At 41.4% G+C, this 19,410-nt stretch carries 15 protein-coding genes; 4 read left to right on the forward strand and 11 right to left on the reverse strand.

What is annotated here, in order from left to right; translation table 11 throughout:
* Positions 1–15: 15 nt before the first annotated feature.
* The 3 genes from HMPREF1222_RS05550 to HMPREF1222_RS05560 are packed head-to-tail and all read left to right on the forward strand — an operon-like array spanning position 16 to position 4,971.
* Positions 16–2,448 (forward strand): AAA family ATPase, encoded by a 2,433-nt coding sequence (locus HMPREF1222_RS05550; RefSeq protein ID WP_016518567.1) that lies wholly within the window; start codon positions 16–18, stop codon positions 2,446–2,448.
* Between the two features lie 8 nt (positions 2,449–2,456).
* Entirely contained in the window at positions 2,457–2,759 is a 303-nt protein-coding gene (locus HMPREF1222_RS05555; protein ID WP_155997583.1) for a hypothetical protein, read from the forward strand.
* The gene (locus HMPREF1222_RS05560) at positions 2,743–4,971 is read left to right on the forward strand and encodes a vWA domain-containing protein (protein WP_016518569.1); all 2,229 of its coding nucleotides are present in this window, start codon (positions 2,743–2,745) and stop codon (positions 4,969–4,971) included. The genes HMPREF1222_RS05555 and HMPREF1222_RS05560 overlap by 17 nt, the downstream gene beginning before the upstream one ends.
* Before the next feature lie 206 nt (positions 4,972–5,177).
* Here HMPREF1222_RS05560 and HMPREF1222_RS05565 read toward each other — a convergent pair whose 3' ends face one another.
* Entirely contained in the window at positions 5,178–6,146 is a 969-nt protein-coding gene (locus HMPREF1222_RS05565; RefSeq protein WP_016518570.1) for a helix-turn-helix domain-containing protein, read from the reverse strand.
* A 493-nt stretch (positions 6,147–6,639) separates the two neighbouring features.
* Here HMPREF1222_RS05565 and HMPREF1222_RS05570 point away from each other — a divergent pair, with 493 nt between their 5' ends.
* Entirely contained in the window at positions 6,640–9,693 is a 3,054-nt protein-coding gene (locus HMPREF1222_RS05570) for a TOTE conflict system archaeo-eukaryotic primase domain-containing protein (RefSeq protein WP_016518571.1), read from the forward strand.
* 120 nt (positions 9,694–9,813) lie between these two features.
* Here the strand turns inward: HMPREF1222_RS05570 and HMPREF1222_RS05575 are convergent, their stop codons facing one another.
* From HMPREF1222_RS05575 to HMPREF1222_RS05620, 10 genes are all read right to left on the reverse strand, one after another.
* Entirely contained in the window at positions 9,814–10,854 is a 1,041-nt protein-coding gene (locus tag HMPREF1222_RS05575) for a YeiH family protein (RefSeq protein ID WP_016518572.1), read from the reverse strand.
* 24 nt (positions 10,855–10,878) lie between these two features.
* Complete coding sequence (locus HMPREF1222_RS05580) at positions 10,879–12,300, reverse strand: hypothetical protein (RefSeq protein ID WP_016518573.1); 1,422 nt, start codon at positions 12,298–12,300, stop codon at positions 10,879–10,881.
* A gap of 161 nt (positions 12,301–12,461) precedes the next feature.
* Complete coding sequence (locus tag HMPREF1222_RS12500; protein ID WP_016518574.1) at positions 12,462–12,746, reverse strand: transposase; 285 nt, start codon at positions 12,744–12,746, stop codon at positions 12,462–12,464.
* A gap of 51 nt (positions 12,747–12,797) precedes the next feature.
* Entirely contained in the window at positions 12,798–13,235 is a 438-nt protein-coding gene (locus tag HMPREF1222_RS05590; RefSeq protein WP_016518575.1) for a DUF5680 domain-containing protein, read from the reverse strand.
* 197 nt (positions 13,236–13,432) lie between these two features.
* Positions 13,433–13,732, reverse strand: coding sequence for an IS5 family transposase (locus tag HMPREF1222_RS05595; protein WP_016518576.1), 300 nt, complete (start codon positions 13,730–13,732; stop codon positions 13,433–13,435).
* 132 nt (positions 13,733–13,864) lie between these two features.
* Entirely contained in the window at positions 13,865–14,104 is a 240-nt protein-coding gene (locus HMPREF1222_RS05600; RefSeq protein ID WP_016518577.1) for a transposase, read from the reverse strand.
* Positions 14,105–14,542: 438 nt separating this feature from the next.
* On the reverse strand, positions 14,543–16,255 hold the full coding sequence (locus HMPREF1222_RS05605) for an ABC transporter ATP-binding protein (RefSeq protein WP_016518578.1): 1,713 nt from the start codon (positions 16,253–16,255) through the stop codon (positions 14,543–14,545).
* A gap of 45 nt (positions 16,256–16,300) precedes the next feature.
* Positions 16,301–18,019, reverse strand: coding sequence for an ABC transporter ATP-binding protein (locus tag HMPREF1222_RS05610; RefSeq protein ID WP_016518579.1), 1,719 nt, complete (start codon positions 18,017–18,019; stop codon positions 16,301–16,303).
* 107 nt (positions 18,020–18,126) lie between these two features.
* The gene (locus HMPREF1222_RS05615) at positions 18,127–18,642 is read right to left on the reverse strand and encodes a hypothetical protein (protein WP_016518580.1); all 516 of its coding nucleotides are present in this window, start codon (positions 18,640–18,642) and stop codon (positions 18,127–18,129) included.
* Positions 18,643–18,682: 40 nt separating this feature from the next.
* The gene (locus HMPREF1222_RS05620; RefSeq protein WP_016518581.1) at positions 18,683–19,252 is read right to left on the reverse strand and encodes a TetR/AcrR family transcriptional regulator; all 570 of its coding nucleotides are present in this window, start codon (positions 19,250–19,252) and stop codon (positions 18,683–18,685) included.
* Positions 19,253–19,410: the final 158 nt, after the last annotated feature.

Genomic DNA, 19,410 nt, shown 5'->3' on the forward strand with positions numbered 1-19,410 from the left:
ATATTGGAGGCTCACATGACAGCACCTGCTACAAAAGAAGAGATTACGGAAAAGATTATTGCCGTAGTAGAAACCTTTGACGGCAAAAGGAATCCGTCTGTAATTATGCAAAAATTAGGCTGGACTAAAGACACCGTCAATGATATGTGCGGTTTATTCAATGTCAGTAAATTCAGTGAAATTTTATCTCAGATACCGCAGATAAAAATGGAGAAAACCGAACATGGCACCACGTATGTACAGTTGGTTCTGGATACCGAACACACACAACTAAATGCCAAGCAGGAGGAACCACAGATGGCAGAAACAACAAAACATCACGATAGGATAGCCGCACTTGAAAATGCGCTCAGCGAAGGTCTATACGAAAAAGACGAAGCACTGCGCCTTGCACTCTTAGCGGCAATCGCAGGAGAAAGTATTTTCTTTTTGGGTGCTCCCGGGTGTGCCAAAAGCATGCTTGCACGGCGCATTGCACAGGCATTTAAGGCGGACGGCGATGGAAGCCTTCAGTATTTTGAAACACTCTTAAATCAATTTTCTACACCGGAAGATGTATTCGGCAATATTTCTCTGAAAGGCTTGAACGGCGAAGGTGAAAGCGGCAAAGAAGAATACCGCCGCCTCACAGAGAACATGCTGCCGGAGGCGGATGTTGCCTTTATTGATGAAATTTGGAAGGCAAGCCCTGCAATTCTCAACACACTTCTTTCCATCGTAAATGAACATATATTTCATAACGGCAGTACAGTACAGGACGTACCTCTAAAAGCCTTACTTGCTGCGTCAAACGAACTGCCTGCAAAAAACCGCGGACTTGAAGCCTTGTACGACCGGTTCATTATTCGTTTACCTATCGGCTTTATTCAAAATGAAGATTCCTTTTTTGATATGATAGAAGGTACATCTTCGGAATTTGAGCTTTCCGATGAGCTGAAAAAATTGCAAATTTCCAACGAGGACTTAAAAAACTGGAAAACACAGATCGACGCAGTGCAGCTTTCAGAAGAAGCGCGTGCGGTTATTTCCGCAATCCGTAAAGAACTGACGGCGCAAAATGAGACCTTGAGCGAAGAGGAAAAAGCCGCCGGAGAAGCGTTTGCAATCGGCGACCGCCGCTGGAAAAAAATAGTGCGCATCTTAAAAACATCCGCATTTTTGAACGACCGTACAGAAGTAGATTTAATGGACTGTCAGCTGATAGAATACTGCATCTGGGGTACGGAAAAGCAACAGAAAAAAGTACGCCAAATCGTAGAGACGTGCATTCAACAAAACGGACTGGATTGCGATACTGCGATAGATGACATTAACGACGAGATTGAGGCGTTTACAGCAAAAGTTGAGAAAGATTGGTTTGACATGGTAAAAACTGCGGCAAAACCTGTTTCTTACAAAATGAAAGATGATACGAATGCTTATAAACTATTAAAACCGACAGCGGTATATTTTGCTGATCAGACAGTTAAACCTTATTACATTTCTATTGATGATTTTAAATGGCAAAATTACAACGATCGAAAAGGAATGTTGTTTGATTCGAAGGGCGAGAAACTGGGGCCCAATTATAACTTTTCTTTTAGTGAATGTAGTATCGTTAATGATACGGTAACTTGGACTGATTGGTGGAGAAATTACAATGGATATTCAGACAAAACTCATTCAATGCAAATCGAAATGACTCCTGCCAAAACATATCTACAGCAAAAAGAATATTCCGATATAGCGCAGGAAACGTTACAAAAGAATTTTGACAAAGCGTATTACAAGCCGATTGTAGATGAAATCCATACTGAAATTAAGGCACTGAAAGACAAAAAAGAAGCGGATGCGATACCGTTCAAGGCAAATTTATTTGCAAATCAATCCTATAATAAAAGTCTTACTGCAAAACTAGATGAGGCAATCCAGCAATTTGAAGATGCGGAAATCGCACTTGCCAAGCAGCATGATAGATATTTCAATGCTGAACTCGATACTGATTTTTCAGAAGGAGATGTCATTCTCAAAGACGGGACCGCTTTTTCTTCGGAAGAAATTGAAAGTATGACAGAGGAACAGAAAAAGAATGTGATTGCAGTTGTGTGCATTGCTAACGATAAAACCTTTGCCCTTGGTATAAGTGAAAAGAAATTGACATGGAATGCACTCAAAGAATATACCCTTCATTACGGCGATGCCTTACCGAAAGACTATACAACAAATTGGATAGTTCCCGATAAAGCTCAACTGTATGCGATATGGGAAAATAGAGATAAACTAAATACGTCCTTCGAAGCCCTTGGTATTGAGGAGGCGATGCTTACTCCGCAAGAATACTGGTCGGCATCCGAAAACGGAGAAGCGGCGGCCTTCTATCAACTTTTTGATGAGAACGGTTTGCAAGACCATACGACAAAAGATCATGAGTATGCGGTTCGCACTATCCGTGAATGGAGCAAAATATAGTGGGTGATATGAATACATCCCGTGAAGCCCTTACCGCATTGCAGCAAAAGTATTCCGGCGGCATGCCCAATGTCTACCGGCTTTCCGATGAACAGAAAGCATGGCTTGAGCTGAAAATACAGACGCTTGCAGAAGGGCTTCAACCGCCGCAGCCAGTTATGGAATTGCACAAAATCCGCAACCGGCTTGCGCATGCAACGGAAGATATTCCCGATAAGGAATTGCAAAAGATGGTTTCATTTGTATTTGACAATATGGAAGAGATTAGAGCTTTAATAGAAACAGGATACACTGATGACCAAGAAAGATAGAAATTCAAGAAAATACAGCAGAAAAGCACTGCTCCCTATTGAAAAAATTACTGAAAAATACCCTTCCGGTATTTCCGATGTTACAACAATCAATGAAGAAGCGCGTGCATGGCTGCAAATAAAAATGCAGCAAGTACGAGAATGCTTAACAAAAGTATGGTTTTCTTCAAAACCTTATTGGTGGGAATCGCTCCGTCTAACACGGAACAGAACCGCACACCAAACGGAAGATTTAAGCGATAATGCATTTTCCAACCTGTGTAGTACACTATTTTCCAACATCGGTAACATAAAACAAAATTTAAACGCAAACATTCAACGCTATAAGCAGCAATCGAAGAAAAAGCGAAAGTTTGAAAAAAATGCTGCCCCTGAATCTGCATTTGGTTCAACTCTGGAACGGAAGCAGTTGGTTGATGCGATCGAAGATGCCATACAGCCTATTGAGCCGGAAGACATCCCCATTGCTTTTCCGCAGAATACGTTTGCACAGCTTGCACAGCATACGCTTTCCGAAATTTTAAATACTCAAGACGTACAAGAGTATATGCAAACCCACGAAGGGCTTTCAGAAAATATTCAAACGGATCTTTTGGAATGGCTGCAAAAAACACACGGCACATTAGAAAAAGAAAATCCGTTTTTAGATGAGGAAATCTTTGTTGCACAGCAGAAAAAGCAGTCTGCAGAAGAAATTGCAGCCGGTCTTTCTGCGGAAAAGTCAAAAATACAGTATCACTATAAACGCCTTCCGTCAGTTAGCGATTCAAAACGCGGAACTATTCAGGAAAGTACGCTGGACTTTGATTTTTACCGCAAAGCATTTGGCGAGCAAAAACACATCACCGATAGTGCAGCAGACGATACCGCGAAAACAATCCCGGCAGAGGGATCACAAACGTCTCCGGAAGCAAGTATACGGGTAGACGATATGCAAGCAGAAAACACTCCTGGAAAAAATGAGCAAGTAAATACTACCCATGCAGAAACCGTAACACAGAAAACGAAAAATAGTGAAAAAAATACGCTTCAATGGAAATCGCCGGAAAAACTTGAGGCACTGCGCAGAAACTTTATTGCCGATATGGAAAAAAATCTCATCGAACGCAAAACAAAGTGGGAGCAGGAGCGGATCGATGCTATGCGAAAGCAGTTTTTGGAAGAGCTGTATAAAAAAATACAAAACTTTATGCGGCTTGAAAAACTACTTACGCCGTTCACTAAAAATTTCGGAAGGCTCTGGGATTTATCCAAGCATCCCTTTGAAACAAGCGGGTTTGAAATTCTTGATACCTTTGCCAAACTTCTGGAACAAGATGAATCGCTGCAGGAACTCGCCGACCTTCTCGGCAGGCAAAGCCGCACACAAGCGGTGTTTGAAAAAGAGCTGCGGGATAAAATCGTCATAACAACGGAGTGGCACCCTCAACCTGCATACCGCGGAGAGATAAACGGACTCAAGTATTCAAACGATATTGCAGCGGCTCTTCCCTGTGAACTTGCTCTGCTGAAAAATCCTGCAGCAAAAAAACTCTTTCAGCTAAAATTTGCGCAAAAACAGCTCCTGTCATTTGAGTATCAAAATGAGCAAGAGGAATTAAAAGAAAGTATCGAGCAAGAAGAGGTAACGATGAAAAAGCAAGAACCCAAGGGACCGATTATCATCTGTGTTGACACGATCGGCTCTATGCACGGCACTCCGGAGAATATTGCAAAAACGGTATCATTTGCACTGGCAAAGATTGCGGCGGAACAGGAACGGCTCTGCTATATCATCTCGTTTTCCACGGATATTGAAACACTTGAAGTAAAACCGAATGAGGATATGGAATTGACAAATGCAGACGGCGGCAACTACCTGCAAAAACTGGTACGTTTTTTGCGTATGTCGTTTAACGGCGGAACCGATGCAGAACCCGCGCTGCGGAAAGCGCTTAACATGCTTGCAGGCAGCGATACTGCAACCGGATATAAAAATGCCGATGTACTGATGATCTCAGACTTCGTAATGGGCAATCTTTCAGATGATCTTGTTACGGCTATCGAACAGGAAAAAGAAAAAAACACCGGCTTTTACAGCCTTGTTATCGGAGCAAGCGGCAACAAAAATACCATCGCCTGTTTTAATCACAACTGGCTGTACGACACCAATGATACCCGCGCGTCCCGGCACCTTGTTGAGCAGCTGCATGAACTGAAAACACGGGAATAGCCAGTCAAACGGATATTAAAACTGGCAGACTGTGGGATATTCAATATGAAGCGGAACGGTGGATGATGTAGGGGAATGGCGCGACGGGTAATTTTATGATAATGGTTCATGACGTGTACCGTAGATTGCCCGCTGTACACAACTGTTCTGAAATATCCACTAAAGCATCTCAAAAAACTCAAGTGATATTTCTGCAGAACCGACTATTATTTTATAATGTCGCAAGCTCTGTTTAAACGATAATTCGATGGCAGCACACCTGTATAGTTTTTGAATTGAACGGAAAAACTTCCTGCATTTTTATAGCCGAGCCGATAGGCGATTTCCGCTACATAGAGATTACTTTGCACCAATAGTTCGCATGCCAATTCCATTCTTTTTTGCGTGATGTAATCGGAAAAACTTCGCCCTGTAACCGCTTTAAATACATATTTGAATTTTGAAACACTCATATATGATTCAGATGCCAGATCGGACAATAAAAAGTTCTTCGACAAATGAGCATTCACATATTCAATAATCCTTGCAACAGCATATCTATCGGAAGCGGCAATCTTTCTGTCATCCGCATGGCGGAGTTCTTTCGCTTTTTGAATAATGATTGCAGTCAGTTCATCTATCTTACTTTTGAAAAATAATCGAGTAGAGATTTTACTGCCTTTGAAAATGCGGATACGGTTAAATATTGATGCAATTTCAGGAATAAAAACGCCGTGCGGAAACACCTGCAATTCCTTTTTCAAATCGATACCTTTTATGCCGAACTCTTTTTTCAGATACATTTCATAATAATCCGGCAACAGTTGAACACTGATTACTTTTGCAGGAACATCTTTTTTGATCACATACTGGTACCTGCGATTGTCCGGCGTATAGTCAATATATTGCATCCCCGCCGAAACATTTCCCTGCGGATAGCGCCGATCCGAATCTATGGAATCGTACTGCTGTATGGTGATGGAATCTTCCGTCGAAACGGAGTACTCAAAATCGCTGGTATATGAATGCTTAGCAATACAGATATTCGCATAAGAATCAAGCTCGTATACGGCGGTGAATCCCTTACCGTATTCGGAAGAGAACTGATACGTGTTAAAATACTCATTCGGCAAAGCACTCTTTTTTGTGAGCATACTACCGGTATGTTCTATAAAGGTTTGATAACTTTTGGTCAATTTTGATGGTATCTCCATTTTACAAGAAAATTCATCTGTCAATAATTGTATGTATTATACCGAAACTTTCAAGCTTATAAAATTCTCCATAAGGGAATCTCAAACGCAAAAATCAATCTCCGCTAAAAGATATGATTATCGCTGCCTTGAGTTCTGTTAATTTGAAAGAAATAACGGCAGACTCCGACGGTTTATATTCGGTTATCGTATTTCGGAAGGTATGCGACTATTGCGAGAGCCTTATTAAAGGATGCGCCGGTACTGCTGCCGGATGAGGAGACCTCCGCTTTGGATGTGGGCAGCGAGAGCACCGTGCTGGAAAACGGCGCAATAGCAGAAACCGCCCCCTCTGCTGAGGTCAAACACGCAGGCAGACTGTCCCAAAAGCTGCTTTCCGTTAAGACGTCTCTAAAAACCTTATTAGATTTATCTTAAAACCGAATAGTTCATTTATTTCCATATAGAACAGGCCGATATATAATTTGTACGCACAATGGCCGATATATCAACCGTTATTTTATCATATTTGGAAACACTTTCTCACGAAGAACTTATCGGATTGATACGTTCTTTCGCAATGACGCATGAAGATGTCCTGCTGCACCTTGAAGAAAAAAGCACCGCGGTAATCGCAAAAAGAGAAGTTTCGGCAACGGTCGCACAGAAACAACAAATGCCGCAGACGCTTCCTACGATGGATGCTCAAAATACATTAGAGCTTTCGTCGTCGGAATCGGCAGCAGCGGATGCATTCACACCGTCACATCCGCTTGTTAATCGGAGCAGCACGGCGCAGGAAAAAATCAATTTATATACATCGTTGTTTATCGGTCGGCAGGATGTCTTTGCGCTGCGCTGGTATAATGCAAAATCAAATAAAAGCGGCTATTCACCGGTTTGTGAGAACAAGTGGCAACGCGGGAAATGCGATATGAAAAAATATTCGTGCGCTGCCTGTCCGTTTAAACTTCCCGTTCCCCTCTCAGACCGGTATATTTTTAATCATTTGGCAGGAAAAGATACAACCTGCCGCGATGTTATCGGATTATATCCGCTCATCGAAGGAGATGTATGCCGGTTTCTTGCATTTGATTTCGATTCGCATACGGGGAGTTCCGATGCGTGGAAAAAGGATACGGCGGCTGTCCGTAAAACCTGTGCGGCATTTTCTATTCCCGTTTCGGTTGAAATATCGCGTTCGGGAAAAGGAGCTCACCTTTGGATATTTTTTAGTGAAAATATAGCCGCAAAACGTGCGCGTAATTTCGGAGCATTGATTTTACAGGCGGCGATGAATGAGCGACATTCGTTACCGTTTGAATCCTTCGACCGTATGTTTCCTAATCAGGATGCAATACCGAAAGGAGGCTACGGTAATTTAATTGCTTTGCCGCTACAGGGACAAGCGGTAAAAAATAAACATTCCATTTTTGTAGACGAAAATTTTATTCCATTCGATGACCAGTGGGCGTATTTAAACTCCATTAAAAAATTATCCGAAAAAGCCATGCGAGTATGCTGCAATGAAATTGCAAAAACCATACCGGAGTTTTTGCCGAGCGATGCTGATGACGGTGAAATCAATACAATCGGTGATAGTGTGAACCCCAACGCGACATACAAAGTTCTTAAAACATCGCAGGGGAATCGGTTCAACAAGGAATTGCCGCAAAGCGTACTACTGACGGAAAAAGATTTTTCTTCGACAGTACACATTACAATTTCAAATCAAATCGAAATTGCAAAAACAGGAATCTCAGAACGGGCGCTGGGAATATTCCGGCGGACAGCGGTTTTCTTAAATCCGGAGTATTTCAAAAATCTTCAGATGCGTCTCCCGCTGTATAACACTCCGCGTTATATCGATTGTTCCACAGAAACCGAAAACACCTTGTTGCTGCCGCGCGGTAATCTTAGTCAAATTAAGAAACTATTAGACGATTGTAATACGCCTTATGAAATTAAAGACGAGCGATATGCAGGTACACACATCGAAGTTAATTTTACTGCGGAGTTATATGCAGAGCAAAATGCGGCTTTACATGCAATGCTTAAATCGGATATCGGTATCTTGTCTGCCGGAACAGGGTTCGGAAAAACGGTAACGGCTGCCGCGTTGATTGCAGAACGGAAAACCAATACGATAATTCTCGTGCAAACGCACACGCTTTTAGAGCAGTGGAGAAAGGCAATCAAGCGATTTTTGAATTACGAAGCCGGAACAATCGCTGCAGGAAAAGATATGTCGACCGGAATTATCGACATTGCAATTATTAAATCACTTACAGAGAAAAGTTCGGATGCGGTAAAACCACGGCGGCATATTTATGGTATGCTTATCGTTGATGAATGCCATCACGTTTCGGCTTTCGGAACGGAAAATCTCGTAAAGAGCTTTCGTGCAAAATACGTATACGGGCTGACGGCAACGCCTATACGCCGTGACGGTCGGCAAAAAATCATCTTTATGCAATGCGGGCATATTCTCTATTCGACAACAGCAAAGCAGATGAACCGTGTGCAAAACTTTGAACATTATTTTATCCCTCGTTTTACGAACTTTCATATCGCTGCGGATAATACGGAAAGTTCAAAACATTCAATACAAAATTATTATTCCGAAATGATAAAAATGGAAGCGCGGAATGTATTAATCGTTTCGGATGTGCAAACCGCTGTCAAAGATAGGCGAACGCCACTTATCCTTTCCGACAGGATCGAACATTTAAACTTGTTAAAAGAATATCTCAAAGATGCTGCGCTCCATGTTATCGTGATTACCGGTAAAGGGACGCAAAAACAAAAGAAAGAACAACTTGAGACACTCAGACAAGTTCCTGCATCCGAATCGCTTGTCGTACTTGCAACAGGGAAGTACGCAGGAGAAGGTTTTGACCATCCGCGGCTTGATACGCTTATGCTTGCAATGCCGTTCAGTTGGAAAGGTACGCTTGCACAATACTGCGGACGTCTGCATAGAAATTTTGCAGGCAAAGACGAAGTGCAGATTTTCGACTATGTTGATTTTCGTATTCCAGTTTTCGATCGTATGTATCAAAAACGACTTAAAGGCTATAAGCAGCTCGGCTATACGATAAAGCCCACTTCCGATTTAGAGCTATCACAGAGTGAAACGTCAAAATTGTATTCCGCCGATGATTACAAAACCGATTTTATTCACGACTGCATGAACGCAAAAAACTCCGCCGTCATCTGTTCGCCGTATCTTTCAAGAACGGAAATACAAAAATTTCTACCGCTCGTACCGAAAATACTTTCAAGCGGATGCAAAATTTTCATAATAACAAGGCTGCATAAAGATAAAGAACGGCAAAAAAAGCAGCAGCCATATATCGATATGCTCGAAGCAGCGGGAGCTTCCGTTTTTCAGAGAGAAAACATTTCGCAGCGGCTTGCCGTCTTCGATGAAAAAATTTTATGGTACGGCAGTATCGATTTTCTCGGATATTTGGAAGCGGAAGACTGCAGCATCCGTATTTGCAATACGGAGATCGCATCGGCCATTGAAGCGGAAATTATTAAATGATCACGATACTAAAGGACTGTAGACTTTGCCCTGTCTTGTTAATTCATAACACTTGCGATACGGTTCACTCTTGTCAACACCGATATATTCTGTATCTTCTGACCAAACTTGCTTATTTTTTTAAAAAACACCAGCAAGAACTTTCTGCATAAAAAGACTGACTGCAATAATACCGAGCCAGCAGCAGGCTCCCATTAAGAGCGGTTTTCCACCGGTTTTTACTAATGTAATAATATCGCTGTTGAGTCCTACTGCCGCCATTGCCATAACGATAAGAAACTTGCTGAGCGTTTTTAACGGTGTAAACACGGATGCGCTGATTCCGAATTTAAGCGCTATTGTTGTAATAAGCGATGCTGCGATAAAGTATAAAATAAAGAAAGGGAATATTTTTCTAATATTTACCTGAGTGCCTGTTCCGCCATTTTTTTTCGCGGCACGGGTGCGCAACAATGCAAGTATAAAGGTGATAGGTATAATCGCAAGTGTCCGGGTAAGTTTAACCGTTACCGCTTTGTCAAGCGTTGCTGATCCGAGATTCCACATTGTATCCCATGTTGCGGCGGCTGCCGTAACCGATGACGTATCATTGATTGCCGTACCGGCAAAAATTCCAAAACCTTCACCTAATGCAGTATCAAATCCTACCATTCTGCCGAGCAGCGGAAAAGTCAGCGCGGCAATGACATTAAAAAAGAAGATAACCGAAATAGCTTGCGCTACCTCCTCATCGCTTGCCTCGATAACAGGCGCTGTTGCTGCAACCGCCGAGCCTCCGCAAATAGAAGAACCAACCCCAACCAGTATGGAAATATTTACCGGTATATGCATAGCCTTTTGTAGAAAAAATGCCGTAAGCAGCGAGATTGACACTGTACAGATGATAATCGGCAGCGATTGCCGCCCTGTTTCTAATACGACTGTATAATTCAATCCAAAGCCGAGCAGTACAACAGCCCATTGCAGAACCTTCTTTGAAACAAAGGTAATACCTGTTGCAGATGTCCCTTTATCTTTCCAAAAGATGGTAATCAGCATACCTGAAACAATTGCGATAACCGGCCCGCCGATAACAGGTGCCAATGAACCTAAAAACCACGCCGGTAGTGCAACCGCTGTACAAACTGTGAGACCTGGCACATACTTTTTCATAAAATTCATTATATAACTTCCTTAATATACTGATTAACCTTGTACCTCTGCACTATAAATTATGCGTCCGTTTTCTTTAGATGTTTTAACCTGAATGCCGTCAGCCTTTAAAGAGGGTGAATCAATTGTCAAAATACCGCCTTTACTGTCATATTTCATTGTCAACGGTATTCTTACACACTGATGTTCTTCTTCATATCCGCTTATAATTGCCGTATCTTTAATTTCTACATTTTTACCCTTTACAGTAAATGTACTGCTGTAGCCTGCCATGACGGAAAGGTTTTGATATCTATACATACTTTCCGCATAAAAACTTTTTGAGGCTTTGGAAACATCCAAATGCAACAGGGGAATATCGGTATTATCTTTAGCTGTAATTACATCCTTCAGTTTATCTGCATCAGCTTTATTAGTACTATTCACTTTTTTTGTAATGTTATCTTCAATTTTCTTATCCGGTTCATCAGGAATAGGAGTTACATTTGCAAGCAATACTTCCGGAATGCCTTTCCCTGTAGCATAAAAATTTTCTTTCCAATTCGGATTTTTTTCATCTAAAATAAGTCCTGCGACATATCCTATTTCATAGCTTTCCTTGTCAGCAGCGATAAAAATCTGCTCTTTTCTTATGAACTTATCCGCTTCTTTTCTTATATCTTCTTGAGACAAATTCTTTCCGATAAACATTCCAAAATTTTCCGTATATCGTGCCGTTGCCTCAGCAATATCCGTAGCTCTAATTCTGTCAGCTTCACTTTTATATTCATCATTGTATTTGTCCATCCGGAATTTCGCCTTACCCAGATATTCATCTTGCCGGTCAGGTTTTTCAAATGCTTGTATTAACCTTGTATAGATCATTCTTCGAAGAATTCTCGGCTCTCTTTCTATCGGATATATTTGGCTTCTGCTTGACTCTGCCGAAGTTTGTACATCTTTTTGATAATAAAAATGAACCATTTCATGTGTTGCCGTTTTGTATAATTCATTGACGGAATCTTCGGCTTTCATAACAGCATCGTCTACACTCATAACGATGGACGGTTTTGCTTGGAATTGTATCTGATCATACCCTTCCGGATTTGGAGGAGTAATGTTTTCATATTCCTTCTTTCTTAGGCTTCTGTTTTCGTTGACGTTCAAAAGCTTCGCCTCTTTTACAACGCCTTTTTCATCAAGATAAAAAATTAAAAAGTTGTGATTCGTATAATCGTATCCGGGCCACACTTTATACATCGCAGGCCAATTTACCGTTACTAATTCACTCAGTCGGTCAACATATATGTCAAAACTTATATCGTTCGAAATTTTGCTTGTAATTTCTTCATCTTTTGCACTTGTACCGGCATGCCCTTTTACAGGACTTCCTGCGCAAGCCGTTAAAAAAGCGCTGGCGACCATAGCAGCCGCGAGGGCTATACATACCGATTTAGTCTTCTTGAATTTTTTCATTATTGTATTTCCTTATATAAATAGATTATCGCTATTGCGTACTCAGTGAAGAACTTCCTAAAATAGCATAGCAATATAAGTGCAGGGCAAATGTTTCTCTTCGCTGCTTTTATACCATACATTTGCATATTTTGCTACAGCTTGAGTTTTGCTTATCGCATTTATGCTCTGCCACTCATTTGATTATTCTCATCGTTTCGGTTAACGGATAAGAGAATAGCTGAATTACTATATGGGGAGGATACCGCTGGGTGATTACTCGTCTTTGATTTTGATTGCATCATCGCAATCGTACTTTTTCCTTCTTTGTTTTTCTTTACCCGCTGTTTTCTCCAGCCTGCTAATGTTCCGTAGTTCACATTAAGCTGTTCACATGCCTTCTTGACTCCGATCTCGTCCGACAGCTTCAATGCCTCGATTTTAAAGTTCTCATCGTACCGTTTCATTGCCCTTCCTCCTCTCTTTTTCGGCAATTTTGGCACTGTACTTTTATTGTATCACTCCACATAGCTACCATTTTTATATTTCTCGGGACCTCTAAACGGTTTTTCAAAAGGAACATTCAGCAATGCTTCCCGCAAGAAGTCTCCACTGAAATTTTCTCCAGTCACACGCCCAATATAATTCATAGCCCAATACGGCTTGTCTGCAATCCAAAGAGCTTCTTCGCCAGCAAATTTTTCCCCGCCAAGATATGTATCGTAATACATAAAATTATTTTCACAATAGACCAAGTCATGTGATTTTTCTCTTGAAGAAGCCGTTTCAGCTCCTTTTCCTGCATACGTTTTCTGTTTAGCTTTTATCAAAAAATCAATTATTTTCTTGTCCATCTTATCCCTTCCCCTTCCAGTGTCAGCAGCAAATTGATTAAAAAAAATACCTAAAGATACTAAATCTTTGTTTGCATTGGTCATTAATTCAAAATTATTCATATTTTTAAATAAAATAACATTTGTGTAAATAATTCAAGTGATTGAAAATTCTTTTCAAAGTTACAGTTTGCCGTGCCGTTAGACATTGTTTTCTGTTATAAACAACATTGTATTGATATATGGTAATTTTGGTGTAGAATTATCTATTCTAAAATCTGAATACCTCATTATTTCTTGAGCAATATCATTACCAGTTTTCAGTTGGGGTATTTAGGCACTGTACTAATATTGACTATTCCATTTTCTTCTTTGCTGTTATGTTGTATCGGTGCTTCTACTATCGTCGCATCTATGATTGTTCCTTCTTTCCCTATCAGATTTTGTTTAGCCAGTTCTCTTCCAAATCTATCAAACAGCTTTTCCGATGCTTTCCCTTCTATCAATCTTTCCTTAAATAACCATATCGTTTTTGCATCAGGCACTTTATCTTTTATTCCTAATCCTAAAAATCTCATAAATGATAATCGATCATTGATCTGATATTCTGGAGTACTCATCGCTTATATTCCTTAAAATTCAGCAGCTGAACAAAATATCAATTTTTTGAGGATGCTGAATTGGTACGCGATAGCGTACATACAATGATCGACGTTTGCGGAACGCAAACTCGGCAGCGTTTTTAGACAATGCTATCTGCATTGTCTAAAATAAGCGCTGTACAGTCTTTGCAAAATGATGATCTTAAACATCATCACATAATCGTATGCTGGTCTTCCGCCCAAACCTTTCGCTTCTTTTTTCAATGCTTTCTTTAAAATCGGTCTAAACAGTTCCCAATTTATTTTTTTATTCAAAGTTTCAAGGTTGTCTCCGAGCTTGCTCAATATGTTTAGCCGCTCTTCTTCGTCAAATAATCCTCTTTCTTTCATTCTTTTACTTTAGCATTTTTTTACTTCTTTTTTAAGGGGTTTTTAGAGGTGCCCTAAGGTATAACTTCGGCAACCAAATAGGGCTGCCTCGTTAACCGGTGAGTTTGCTGCTCGGCAAACATCGCTTATTAACGTGTGCGCTAATCGCGCACGAATGCAACAGTTTCCAAAGTTCAAACTTTGTTCAACTGTTGCATTTTAAGGAAGGTATAACTTCGGCAACCAAATAAGGTTGCCTCGTTAACCGTCGAGTTTGCCGTTCGGCAAACGTCGCTCATTGACGTGTGCGCTACCGCGCACGAATTCGCCCGCCTCCAAAATTGATATTTTGTTCGGCTTTCGAATTTATAGGAACATTAAAAATGGATCAAGATGTTATCGCTTCAAATAGACAGCTCTGCGTCATCTTTAAACAACTAATTTTTTCTTTCCCCGCAATCAACACACCTCGTACTGTGCCTTCCACAACTGCGCATAGTACCCGTCTTGCTCTAACAGCTCCCCGTGCTTTCCCTTTTCAACAAGCATCCCTTTTTTGAATACAAGAATTTGATCCGCATGCTGAATAGTTTTTAAATGATGTGCAATAACAAGCACTGTTCTGTTTTTTGCAAGCTCTGTAACAGCCTCCTGAATCAGCGCCTCGTTTACCGGATCAACATTGCTGGTCATCTCATCCAAAATCAAAATCGGCGCATCTTTCAAAAAAGCCCGTGCAATAGAAATCCGCTGCCGCTGTCCGCCCGATAGCAGCGCACCGTTTTCTCCGATATGCGTTTCGTACCCGCCCGGCAAGCTCATAATAAAATCGTGTATCCGCGCTTTTTTGCAAGCTCCGATAATAGCTTCTTTCGAGGCGCCTTTTTTACCGACGCGGATATTTTCTTCAATGCTCGTATCAAAGAGCTGCACATTCTGCATCACAATGCTAATGCGGTTCAAAAGTTCATCATACGGAATGTCCCGTATATCCGTGCCGCCCACCGTGATGCTGCCGCCGTGAACTTCGTAAAACCGAAGCAGCAAGTGAGTAATAGTTGTTTTTCCGCTTCCCGATTCTCCTACCAGCGCAGTCATCGTTTTTTCTCCAATCGTAAAATCGATATGTTCAAGCCGAAAATCATCTTGATGATACGAAAAACCGACATCCGTAAACGCTATATCATTGCGCACCGGTATACTGCCGTTCGTCTTATCCGCGATCACCGCACCGTATAAAATTTTCCCCAGCCGCTTGTAGGAATCGCTTGCGGCAACATAATACATATAATGCGTTTCCATCTGTGCAAATGGTTTGTAAAATTCTTTTGAAAGAACCGCAAAAATGATAAATGACTGAACGGAAAGTCTGCCGCGCAAAACAAAAACCGTGCCAGATATAAGAAGCACACAATAGGCGCAATCCAACAAGAAAGCAAACACGGAAAGCTCTGCCGCTTTAAAGGCTGCCGCCCGCGCACTTGTTTTTCCGAAGCGTTCGGTTTTTTGCGCAAGCAAAGCATCGAGCAGTGTATTGTTTGCAAAACTTTTCAGCACGGGCATTCCCCGCACGTATTCAACAAACAGATTCACCATATCGATCAATGCGCTATTATTTTCTTTTTCAATTCTTTTTGCCTGCTTGAGCGAATACGCCAAAAAAGAAAGCGCAGGGATCATCGCTGCCGCCATCAGAACTGCAAGCACCGTATCCGTTACGGCAAGGAATGCAAAAATCGCAGCCGCCGCTAAAAAATCCCCAAACATACGGGACCACACATGCCCGACCACCATCGACATCGTATCCGCATCTTTGTGCAGAATCGTATTAATCTCGCCGAGTTTTTCATCGGTATAAAACCCAAGACTAAATTGTTTCAGTTTTATAATCATCCGCTCTCTGATTTGCTGCACAATATCAAACCCCGCATTGTGTTTCTCTTTGTCCGCCGCCATATTGCACAATCCGCGTATCACAACCAGTAGCCCTAACCCTGCAAAATACGGTATCTGCGCAGCAATACTTTGCCGCCCTGCAATCATCGCAAACGTTGAAAACACAATCACAATCATCCCTGCGGAAACAATCCCGTACACGGCAAAAAACAAACTCGACACCGCAAGACTCCGCTTTCCGCTTTTAGAAAGCAGCGCAATCATCTCTTTAAACATAGCACCCCCATTATGGTTCATCAATTATGGATTATGAATTTTTAATTACACCACACACCATCGGTCTATCCTCCGTTGTGCATCCAACATGGTACGGTAAACTGCGCAGCGCTCCGTCAATTCCGCATGAGTACCCGCATCGAGTATGCAGCCCTTATCCATCACCACTATTTGGTCGGCGTTTTGTATGGTGCTCAGGTGATGCGCAATGGTGATAACCGTTTTGTCTTTCCGTAATTCGTCAATCGCCTCACCGATGAGCTTTTCGTTTTCGCTGTCCACCGCTGCCATTGCTTCATCAAAAATCAAAATCGGCGCATCCTTCAAAAATGCCCGCGCAATGGAAATCCGCTGCTTTTCTCCGCCCGAAAGCCGCGCACCCATTTCGCCGATTTTCGTATCGTACCCGTCGGGCAAGCTCATAATAAAATCATGACAGCGAGCCTTTTTCGCAGCGGCAATCACTTCTTCATTCGATGCGTGCGGTTTTCCGATAGCAATATTATCCGCAATGCTCATATCAAACAAAACGGCATCCTGTTGTACGCTCCCGATCAGCCGTGCAATTGTTTCTTCCGAATACTCGGCGATGTTTTTTCCGCCGATAAAAATACCGCCGTCAGACGCTTCCCAAAATCCCATCAGAAGATACGCAAGCGTGCTCTTACCCGATCCGCTTGAACCGACAATCGCCGCTGTCGTGTTTTGTTTGACAGTCATTGTTACATTGTGTATATGAAATCCGTCTTTTTTATACTCAAAGCTCACGTTTCTAAACTCAATATCGCCTGCTTCAAGACCGCCTTCCATTTTAGCGTGCGGTAGTTCAGCGCATAACACCGTCCCTGCAGCCTTCAACGCCTCATTAAACACCGCTTGAAAATGCTGCAGCATAGCGGTCTTACCGATCGCCGCCGTAAACGTCGCGGATAACATCACCGCCAAAATAAAGCGCGGTACACTTATGCCGCCCTGCGTAAGAAAAACACTCCCCAAGATGATAACGGCAACCACGCCGGCTTCCATAAAAACATCGATCAGCGCCATCGGAACCGATACCGTATTCATGCTCTTTTTCACCAGTGTGATATACTCGCGCGCAGTTTTCAGCGTCCGTGCACTCATCGCCTCTTCCTTTGCAAACGCTTTAATCACCGCAATATTTTTAACGTACTCCATCAGCTCTTCACGCATCTGCATTTCGTGCGCAAAGTACCGTTGCAGACCATCCTCCATCGCCTTCTTTGAAATCTTCATCACCGCAAACATCAGCGGAATCCCGATCAACATAACAAACGCAAGCCGCACATCCACCGCCAGCATCACCGCAAAAATAAGCGACGGAATCAAAACCGCCGACATAATTTCCGGCAGCCCGTGCGCAAGATACACTTCAGCCTGCTCCACATCATGCTGAATAATATTGGTAAGTTCTCCTGTATTGTGTTCTTTGAAAAACCCTAAACTTAATTTTTTCAAATGTTCTATTATATTCAATCTAAGCTCTGTCAGTTTTTCATAAGCCTTTTCGTGAGCGATCTTTGTTGAAAAATAGGAGCACAATCCTTTTAAAACAAATGATACCAGCATTGCAAAAAAAATATATTTCAGTTTTTCCATTTCCGTATTCTGTGCAATCAAGGAACTGATTAAATAAACAAGCAATACCTGCGGTATTAAATCAAACAATATTTTCAAAGTAAGTAATATATTTGATTTCAAATTATTGCCTACTATTTTTCCCTTTAACTCTTTTTCCGTCATAAACGATTCCATCCTTCAAAATTGAATAATATTGAATTTAAATTCAATATTAAGATTTAAAGTAAGACTTTGTGCAAATTTACAAAGTTTATTCACATATTAAATAACTATATTTCTAATTCGGTATTCTTAATTTTTTTCTTTGCAAATACCTCGCCATTTGTAACCCACGTTTTACCTTGATCAAAAGATGTTTTATTCTCCCAATGAAATTGCGAAGTGGAAATATCATCAAAAATCCATAAGTTTAAGCCATTATCGTTACTTAGATTCGTCAAAATAATTTTATCTGCTTGTTTTTCAGCTTCCAAATAAATCATTTTACCTAAACAGGTATAACAGACATCCCATTTTTTCTTTTTAGGATTATATACTCTTATCGTTGTCCCGTATTCCGCATCAGGCTGAGGATTGGATATTCTTTCTTGTCTTGACGGGCAAATAAAAACATCTTGTATTCCATCTCCATTTAATATTTTAGTGAATATCCATTCACCAATAACATGTCTTTCATTTTCAGTGCCTTTACCATCAACCCACTCAATCTCCCATGCTCCAATTAAATCACTGAAAATATTTTTCTGATTATTATCTTCTCCAATTAACGCCTCATAAAATTCCATAATAATCTCCCAATCCATCATATTTCATAATAAATCAGACTCACAAGGATTCTACTCCTTTGTAATAACACTGAGCTATCAACCTCAACATTTCCATCGCCCATTCGTCGTTTTTGTAATGGCGTGCGATTTCCAAAAGCCCTTCAACATAATTATTTGAAAGGATATGAAACAGCGCCGGATCATACGAGCCGTGTGCAAACCGCGCTGCTCCTTTTTCGATATGCAGCTGCAGCCGTTCAACCCACCGGTCTTTTGCTCCAGCGTGCTTGGTACCGGCGCTTTTATCCATCAGAATCACGAGCTTTACATGATTTTGCAACAGCCCGTGCACATACTCCGCTCCTCCTTTTTCAAAACGCTGTGACGGCGACTCCAACTCCAGTGCTTCTTCTTTTTCAAGCGCATCCGTAAAATGTTCGCTCACACCTGCAACGACTGCATCGAATAACACTTCTTTGTTTTTGAAATAGGTATAAATCAGCGCAACGGGAATATCAGCCTCTTCCGCAATATCGGTGAGCTTGGCGCTTCTGAAGTCTTGTTCATAAAATATTTTTTCAGCAGCTGTCAGTATCCTGTTTCTGATTTCTTCTTTTAATACCTGCACGGGTGGATTACTTCCTTTTGGATCAATACTGAATTATAATTTAATATTATACAGATGTAGCTTATTTGTCAAGTAGAGCTGACATGGTGATTAGGGAAGGGAGAATGAGCTGCCGAGATATTCAGCGATATCTGCAAAAAACTCGGTCAGATTTTTCG

It is taken from the genome of Treponema vincentii F0403 (genome assembly GCF_000412995.1).
GTDB lineage: Bacteria > Spirochaetota > Spirochaetia > Treponematales > Treponemataceae > Treponema > Treponema vincentii.

Coding starts and splice junctions, on each gene's coding strand:
- HMPREF1222_RS05555 (WP_155997583.1), top strand. CDS start 2,457: ATGAATACATCCCGTGAAGCCCTTACCGCATTGCAGCAAAAGTATTCC.
- HMPREF1222_RS05570 (WP_016518571.1), top strand. CDS start 6,640: ATGGCCGATATATCAACCGTTATTTTATCATATTTGGAAACACTTTCT.
- HMPREF1222_RS05595 (WP_016518576.1), bottom strand. CDS start 13,732: ATGAGTACTCCAGAATATCAGATCAATGATCGATTATCATTTATGAGA.
- HMPREF1222_RS05575 (WP_016518572.1), bottom strand. CDS start 10,854: ATGAATTTTATGAAAAAGTATGTGCCAGGTCTCACAGTTTGTACAGCG.
- HMPREF1222_RS05560 (WP_016518569.1), top strand. CDS start 2,743: ATGACCAAGAAAGATAGAAATTCAAGAAAATACAGCAGAAAAGCACTG.
- HMPREF1222_RS05580 (WP_016518573.1), bottom strand. CDS start 12,300: ATGAAAAAATTCAAGAAGACTAAATCGGTATGTATAGCCCTCGCGGCT.
- HMPREF1222_RS05600 (WP_016518577.1), bottom strand. CDS start 14,104: ATGAAAGAAAGAGGATTATTTGACGAAGAAGAGCGGCTAAACATATTG.
- HMPREF1222_RS05590 (WP_016518575.1), bottom strand. CDS start 13,235: ATGAATAATTTTGAATTAATGACCAATGCAAACAAAGATTTAGTATCT.
- HMPREF1222_RS12500 (WP_016518574.1), bottom strand. CDS start 12,746: ATGAAACGGTACGATGAGAACTTTAAAATCGAGGCATTGAAGCTGTCG.
- HMPREF1222_RS05605 (WP_016518578.1), bottom strand. CDS start 16,255: ATGTTTAAAGAGATGATTGCGCTGCTTTCTAAAAGCGGAAAGCGGAGT.
- HMPREF1222_RS05610 (WP_016518579.1), bottom strand. CDS start 18,019: ATGACGGAAAAAGAGTTAAAGGGAAAAATAGTAGGCAATAATTTGAAA.
- HMPREF1222_RS05550 (WP_016518567.1), top strand. CDS start 16: ATGACAGCACCTGCTACAAAAGAAGAGATTACGGAAAAGATTATTGCC.
- HMPREF1222_RS05615 (WP_016518580.1), bottom strand. CDS start 18,642: ATGGAATTTTATGAGGCGTTAATTGGAGAAGATAATAATCAGAAAAAT.